Genomic DNA, 6,982 nt, shown 5'->3' with positions numbered 1-6,982 from the left:
CCCGGCCTCCCCCCGCCACGCGCTCGACAAGGCGGTCTCCTACGCCAAGGAACGCGTGGTGTGGCGGGACCGGCCCATCGGAGCACACCAAGGACTGGCCCACCCCCTGGCCCAGATCAAGATCGAGACGGAACAGGCTCGATTGATGGCCCAGTACGCCGCGCTCCGCTACGATTCCGGCGACGACGCCGGGGCCGGAGAGGCCGCCAACATGGCCAAGTACGCCGCCGCCGAGGCGTGCGTACGCGCGGTCGACCAGGCCGTGCAGACCCTGGGCGGCAACGGACTGGCCAGTGAATACGGATTGGGCTCGATGATCGCGGCCTCTCGGCTGGCCAGGATCGCCCCGGTGAGCCGCGAGATGATCCTCAACTACGTGGCCCAGCAGTCCCTGGGGTTGCCCAAGTCGTACTGATCAACGAGGGAAGAGGCGCGAGTGGAGACGGCATCCGATCGGGAGCCCAGACAGGAACGCAGCCGGGCCACCCGGGCCCGGCTGTTGGACGCCGCCGTCGGCTGCCTGGCCGAACGGGGGGTGGCCGGGGCCACCGTCGGTGCCGTCGCCGAACGCGCCGGGGTCTCTCGCGGCGCGGCCCAGCACCACTTTCCCACCCGGGAGGAGTTGTTGCTGGCGGCGCTGCGGCACATGATCGACGGCCGGAGCGAGGAACTGCGTCGGCGGGCACGGAGCGTCCCAGAGGGCCCGGGCCGTACCGAAGCCGTGGTGCAGATGGTGGTGGACGCCTTCAGTGGCCCCGATTTCGACGCGGCCCTACAACTGTGGGCGGGCGCCGCCAACGACCCCGCCCTGCGCGCACAGGTCCTTCCGTTGGAGGGACACGTGGGGCGGCTGGTGCACCACGCCGTGGTGGAACTGCTGGGAGCCGACGAGTCCGTGCCCGGTGTGCGCGAGACCGTCCAGGCCACCCTGGACCTGGCCCGAGGGCTGGGCCTGGCCAACCTGTTGACCGATGACCGGGCCCGACGCCGTCGGATCGTCGGCCAGTGGGCCCGAATGCTCGAACACACTCTCCACGGCCAGGAACACCCACCGTCGGCTACCAACCGGTAATCTCCTACCTGGTCCGGCTTCGTGAGGATTATGATCGAAAAGCCGGGCAAGCGTGCGGCCACGGCGGCGCGAGGACGACGGACACGAGGACGAGGCGGTGTGTCGGTGGGTGCGGAAACGGGCAGGGACCTCCCCGGCCTGGCCAGGCGGGTCGTGGACGCGTTCGCGGAGAGTGCCGCCAGACGCCGGGACCATGACGCCCTCATGGACACGGCCTTAGCCCGCCTCTTCGAGCTCTACCAGGCCACGACCCCGGCGCAGCGTCGATCCCCGGCCGGCCAGAACCTCAACGCCACCCTCGCCGAACTCCTGGTGAGCGGCAGCAACCCGGACCGGATGGGCCTGTACGTGGTGCGCACCCAGACGGCCGCCGACCACGGCAGACACGAGGGCTACCGACCTGCCTGCTGGCGCCGATCCATGCTGCAGATCCTCGGCGACGAGTTCGTACCCTGGGAACGTTTCATGCGCCAAGGGGATCTGGACTCCATTCCGCGCATCGACGACGCCTTGGAGGCCATCGCGGCGGAGGCCGGCCCGACCAGCGTCGAGGAGATCCCCCTCTGGGTGCCCCGGACGCACTGGTGGTGGTGGGAACCGGCCCGACAGCGCGGTGAGGAGGTCGCCGGGATGACCCGTGCCGACACCGGTCCGCTGGACCCGATCACCGACTGACCCTGGTAAGGATCGACCCATGCCTGACGAACTCTCCCGACGGCCGGTGTTCAACGCGGCCGGCCCCGCGGTGATCGCCGCCCTCGTCCTGGTCCCACTACGGGTGTTCATGGGCGACACCTGGCTCCAGGGCCTGGCCTACGCGGGGTTGTTCGGAGCGCTGTTCTTCGGCATCGCCTACGTCTGCCTGCGCTGGGCCCGCGGCTGAGACTCAAAGCAGGTGCGGCGGCGTACGTAGAGGGTCCAGACCGTTCCGGGTGAGCACCACGTGGTCCTCCCCGGGGCGCCGACCCTCCACGGCCTCCTCCAGGTGCACCAGGAACAGCGCGAAGGCCTCGACGATCCCGCCCTCGTTGCGGGTGCCGAAGGCCTCCACACCGTCCTCGACGGTCTCGCGCAGATGCCTCGCCCACCGGGCCGGGGTCATGTGCAGCGTCATCGCCGGAGACAGGCCGTGCCCGTGGAAAGAGATGATGCGGATGCCCTTGTCCTCGGGCAGCACCTCGACCCGGTCGGCGGCCTGGTAGGTCACCGGATCACCCACCCCGCCCGGCTGCACGACCACTTCGGTACCTTCGGTCAACTCTTGGACCAGCCAGTCCCACATTCGCCGATCGTCCATCATCCCATGGTGGCCCCACGAGTGCGCTGAACGCCACCCCTTACGCGCTGGTCAGAGCCGGTCACGCCCTCGGCCCGGCACACGAGTCGGGGCGCCGATCACCGCACACCCTCGATCTTCCAGACGACGGCGGCGCCGCACAGGCAGATGAGACCGCACACGGTGTACAGCACCGGATAACCACCCAGGTGCACCACGATCGGTCCGGCCAGCACCGGTGCGATCACCTGCGGTCCCGAACTGGCGATGTTGACGATCCCCAGGTCCTTGGCGCGGCCCTGGGCACTGGGTAGAACCTCGGTGACCAAGGCGTTGTCCACCGACAGGAACACTCCAAAGCCCACGCCCAGCACCACCGCGCCCACGAGCAGCGTCGTCCAGGTGGGGGAGAGCGCCACCATGAACGCGGGCACGCCCATGACGACCCCGGCCAAGGCGACCATCACGCGTCTGCGCCCCAAGCGGTCGGAGATCACGCCCGCCACCACGGTGGTGGCCACCACCGTGGCCGTGTAGACCAGGATCAGCGTCAGTAGGCCATCGGTGGCCTCCGAACCGGGGAAGAGTTCCTCATAGCCCACCGCGTCGCGCAGGAAGTACAGCAGGTACAGGATGAACATCGCGTTGCCGGTACCGATGAGGAACCGGGTGAGGAAGGCCCACCCGAAGTCCGGATGGCGTCGAGGCGAGACCCACATGTTCCGGAGCAGGTCGCGCCAGGGCGGGCGAGCCTGGCGGGGTAGCGGCGGGTCCGGGGAGAGCAACGCGAAGGGCAGCGCGCAGGCCAGGGTCAGCACCCCGATGAGCGTGTAGCCGGGAGCGACCTCGGTGACCACCACGGTCACCAGGACCACGGCGGCGACCACACCGGCGGATTGGGGGACGCCGATCCATCCCGAGACCGCGCCGCGCTGGCTGCGGGGTACGTGGTCCGGGACGGCGGCGAGCAGGGTGGCGTTCAGGAAGGACAGGGCGGTCTGTACGAACGACCAACCCAGCAGGACACCCACGACGGTGTCCTGGGTGCCGAGCACGATCAGTCCGGCACCGCCGAGCACCGCCCCGGCCAGGACCCAGGGGCGCCGTCGCCCGAGCGGGCCGGTGGTGCGGTCCGACGACGCGCCTGCCAGGGGAGTGGCGATCAAGGCCATCATGGCGCCCACCCCGGTGACCCAGGCCAGGACGGTCTCCTTGTCGGTGGGGGCGATCCGGCCGACCTGCTCGGGGAGCAGGACCTGGAGGGGACCGAAGAAGGCCATCCACATGCCGAGGTTGGCCAGACTGATGCCGGCCACCCACAGGGTGCGGACGGGACGGGTGGGTTCGGCCAGGGCGGCCGGTAGGGGGCGTTCGGAGGGGTCGGGGGGAGGAGGCACGGGGGGTGTGCGCACGTGTGACCTACCTGACATGAAGGTGTTTCAGGTTAGATCCACGAGAGGGGCCGGGGGAAGAGGGGGCGCTCCCCGTGCCCGCGTCGGCACGGGGAGCGGCGTCCGGGCCGGATCAGGCCTGGTCGCCCTGACGCTCGTGCTCGGCCCCCAACGCGATCGGCGCGCCCAACCACTCATCACGCAGCCCGAAGACGTCCACCAGTTGCACGGCGTAGGGCCGCAGGCCCCGGCACAGTTCGTTCACGGCGGCCGTGATCGCCTTGGAACGAGCGGTGGAGAGCCGCTCGTGTTCCAGGAACCAGCCGCTGTCCTCCTCCACCACCGAGAGCACGTACAGGTCGCACAACCGGTTCAGGAGTTTGGCGGTGGACTTGTCACCGCAACGGTCGATACCCGCCACGAACGCCTCCAGAACCACCCGGTCCATGTGAGCCCGCCCGGCGGCCAGTACGTGGTCCTGGGCCTGGTTGAACACCTCGAAGGCGTCGCTGCCGTCCTTCTTGGCCCGACGCAACCGAGCGGCCAGGCCCTCGGTGATGTGCTTCTCCCGGTCCTCCAACAACTCCAGGTGCCAGCCCCTGTTGTACAGGCCGGAATCATCGCCGCGGCCCGGGGCCGCGGCGATGAGCCGTTCGATCAGTGGGATGGCCGCGGTGCGCTCGATGACGGTCTCGAACACCTTGCCCGCCATGAACCTGGCCAGGCCCAGCTGGTCCAGGTCGCCGAAGGAGTCCTGGAAGTTGGTCAGCAGGGCCTTGGTGACCTGCTGAAGGAGAACCGTGTTGTCGCCTTCGAAGGTGGTGAAGATGTCGGAGTCCGCCTTGAGTTGCGGGAGCCGATTGTTCGACATGTAGCCCGCACCACCGCAGGCCTCACGGCAGGTCTGGATGGTCCGGGTGGCGTGCCAGGTCGCCACCGCCTTGAGCCCGGCCGCGCGCGATTCCAGTTCGCGCTGGGCGTGCTCGTCGCGTTCCTCGTTCTTGGAGAGCTCGTGCAGTCGGGTGACCAGTTCCTCCTGGGCGAAGTGCAGCGCGTAGGTGCGGGCCAGGGCCGGTAGCAGCTTGCGCTGGTGGGCCAGGTAGTCGAGGATCGGCACCTCTTGGGCGGGGCCGTCCTCGGCGGAGGGGCGGGTGAACTGACGGCGGGTGTCGGAGTAGCGGACGGCGATGCTCAGAGCCGCCTTGGTGGCGGTGCCCGCGCCTCCGGCCACGCTGATCCGGCCTCGGATGAGTGTGCCCAACATGGTGAAGAAACGCCGGTTGGGGTTCTCGATCGGGCTGGAGTAGGTGCCGTCGGGGGCGACGTCGCCGTACCGATTGAGCAGGTCGGTGCGCGGCACCCGTACCTGGTCGAACCACAGCCGGCCGTTGTCCACCCCGTTGAGCCCGGCCTTGTGACCGCAGTCCTCGATGGTGACCCCGGGCATCGGGTCGCCGTTCTCGTCACGGATCGGCACCATCAGGGTGTGCACTCCGTGCTCGATCGGTCCGTCCGGGCCCGGAGTCCGCAGCTGGGCGAAGACCGCGGCCATGCGCCCGTCCCGGGCGGCGTTGCCGATGTAGTCCTTGCGGGCCGCCTCGTCGGGGGTGTGGACCACGAACTCCTCGGTGGCCGGGTCGTAGGTGGCGGTGGTGCGCAGCCGCTGCACGTCCGAGCCGTGCCCGGTCTCGGTCATCGCGAAGCAGCCGGGAATCTCCACGCTCATCACGCCGGGCAGGTAGCGACGGTGGTGTTCCTCCGTGCCCAGAGCACTGATGGCTCCGCCGAACAGTCCGAATTGCACCCCCATCTTCACCATGAGGGACATGTCGGCGACGAGCATCTCGAAGGCCACCACGGAGGCACCGACGTCGTTGGTGCCGCCCACGGACTCGGGGAAGCCGTAGGTGGGTATGCCGGTCTCGGTCAGGGCGATGAGCTGATCGAAGGTGCGGGCCCGATGCTCCTCCATCGACAGGCCGTGTACCGGAGCGAACCGCTCACCCTGCAGGACGTCCCGGGCCTGTTCACGTACGTGGGCCCAACGTCCGTCCAATAGACCGCGCAGTTCGGCCTCGTTCAGTTTCAGTGGTGCCTGTTCGCTCATTGCTCCCCCTGTGGTCGTCATCGACGCGCACCCGTGTCTACCACCGGCGGACGCGTGGACGGGGACGAACACGCCCGGGCGCGGGTGTGATGAGTCCCAAGTTAGTGGGCCGCAAATATTCCCGATGCCCTGTTTGTGACTCCTTCTGGACGGAAATCATCCGCCCACCATGGGGGTGACGGAGTGCGGAAGGCGGAAGAGGGTTCGGGAGGGTGGTTCGGCCCGGGCGGGAGGACACCCGAACGTGTCCTGGTGACGGGCTGGTTCTCCTTCCTGCACGGAGAGGCCACGGCGGGCGACGTCGGTGCGGCCGAGACGGTGTGTGCGCGGCTGGGGGCCGCCGGGATCCCGCATGACGTGGCCTGGAGCCCCGTCTTCAGACCCGAGGGGATGGACCTGGAAGAAGCCGAAGGACGTGACTACTCCGATCTGGTCTTCGTCTGCGGGCCGGCCGGTGGCGAGCAGATACGCGACCTGCACCGGCGCTTCCCCCACTGCCGGCGGGTGGCGGTGGGGGTCTCCGTGGTGGACGTCGAGGACCCCGCCTTCCTCGGTTTCCACGACGTCCTGCCCCGGGATGGGCCCAGAGAACGACCCCAACGCGATCTGGCGCACGGAGCACCGCCGGGAAGTCCGCTTCCGGTGGTCGGGGTGACCGCCGCGCCGAGGCAGCCCGAGTACGGCGGGTGTTCGAACCACGAACGAGTGCACGAGGTTCTCGGCGGGTGGTTGGTCGACAAGGACTGCGCACGCCTGCCCCTGGACACCAGGCTCGATCGAAGGGACTGGGAACACTGCGCCTCCCCTGCCCAGTTCGACGCTTTGGTGCGCCGTACCGACCTGGTGGTGACCACCCGTCTGCACGGGCTCGTCCTGGCTCTGCGCAACGGTGTGCCCGCACTCGTGGTGGACCCGGTGCTCGGAGGGGCGAAGGTCACGGCGCAGGCGCGGGCCTGGGCCTGGCCGGTATTGACGGTGACGGACTCCGAGCGAGAGCCGGCCCCGGAGTCCTTGGATCGATGGTGGGACTGGTGCCTGACCGAGGGGGCGCGGGAGGCCACGCTGAGGGCGGCCGAACCGGTCTCGCCGTTGGCGGACCGGCTGGTGGCGGCGTTGAAGCGGAAGTAGGGCCTCTC

General features: G+C 69.3%; 8 protein-coding genes. 5 read left to right on the top strand and 3 right to left on the bottom strand.

From position 1 onward, the window contains the following. From D472_RS0118005 to D472_RS0117990, 4 genes are all read left to right on the top strand, one after another. Nucleotides 1–415: acyl-CoA dehydrogenase family protein (locus D472_RS0118005; protein WP_017605865.1), on the top strand; the 415-nt coding region annotated here is incomplete at its 5' end. A gap of 21 nt (nt 416–436) precedes the next feature. After that, nucleotides 437–1,072: a TetR/AcrR family transcriptional regulator gene (locus D472_RS0118000; protein WP_017605864.1), complete on the top strand. Its 636-nt coding sequence runs from the start codon at nt 437–439 to the stop codon at nt 1,070–1,072. Between the two features lie 99 nt (nt 1,073–1,171). Continuing rightward, nucleotides 1,172–1,747 (top strand): hypothetical protein, encoded by a 576-nt coding sequence (locus tag D472_RS0117995; protein WP_017605863.1) that lies wholly within the window; start codon nt 1,172–1,174, stop codon nt 1,745–1,747. Between the two features lie 19 nt (nt 1,748–1,766). Next, nucleotides 1,767–1,955 (top strand): hypothetical protein, encoded by a 189-nt coding sequence (locus tag D472_RS0117990; protein WP_017605862.1) that lies wholly within the window; start codon nt 1,767–1,769, stop codon nt 1,953–1,955. A gap of 3 nt (nt 1,956–1,958) precedes the next feature. Here D472_RS0117990 and D472_RS0117985 read toward each other — a convergent pair whose 3' ends face one another. The 3 genes from D472_RS0117985 to D472_RS0117975 form a co-directional block, all read right to left on the bottom strand. Beyond that, nucleotides 1,959–2,369 (bottom strand): hypothetical protein, encoded by a 411-nt coding sequence (locus tag D472_RS0117985; protein WP_026117824.1) that lies wholly within the window; start codon nt 2,367–2,369, stop codon nt 1,959–1,961. 98 nt (nt 2,370–2,467) lie between these two features. Next, nucleotides 2,468–3,760 carry an MFS transporter gene (locus D472_RS0117980; RefSeq protein ID WP_017605860.1) on the bottom strand — a complete coding sequence of 431 codons (1,293 nt, stop codon included), beginning with the start codon at nt 3,758–3,760 and terminating at the stop codon, nt 2,468–2,470. Nucleotides 3,761–3,872: 112 nt separating this feature from the next. Continuing rightward, a complete protein-coding gene (locus D472_RS0117975; protein ID WP_017605859.1) occupies nt 3,873–5,846 on the bottom strand; it encodes an acyl-CoA dehydrogenase family protein in 1,974 nt (657 codons plus the stop codon). Nucleotides 5,847–6,098: 252 nt separating this feature from the next. On the opposite strand from D472_RS0117975, the gene D472_RS0117970 reads away from it, so the two are divergent. Further along, nucleotides 6,099–6,974, top strand: a complete 876-nt coding sequence (locus D472_RS0117970; RefSeq protein WP_033304155.1) for a polysaccharide pyruvyl transferase family protein — start codon at nt 6,099–6,101, stop codon at nt 6,972–6,974. The last annotated feature ends 8 nt before the right edge of the window (nt 6,975–6,982 follow it).

The sequence above is a fragment of the Nocardiopsis alkaliphila YIM 80379 genome (assembly GCF_000341005.1).
Classification (GTDB): domain Bacteria; phylum Actinomycetota; class Actinomycetes; order Streptosporangiales; family Streptosporangiaceae; genus Nocardiopsis; species Nocardiopsis alkaliphila.
This window is presented reverse-complemented; position numbering and strand designations above follow the sequence as displayed.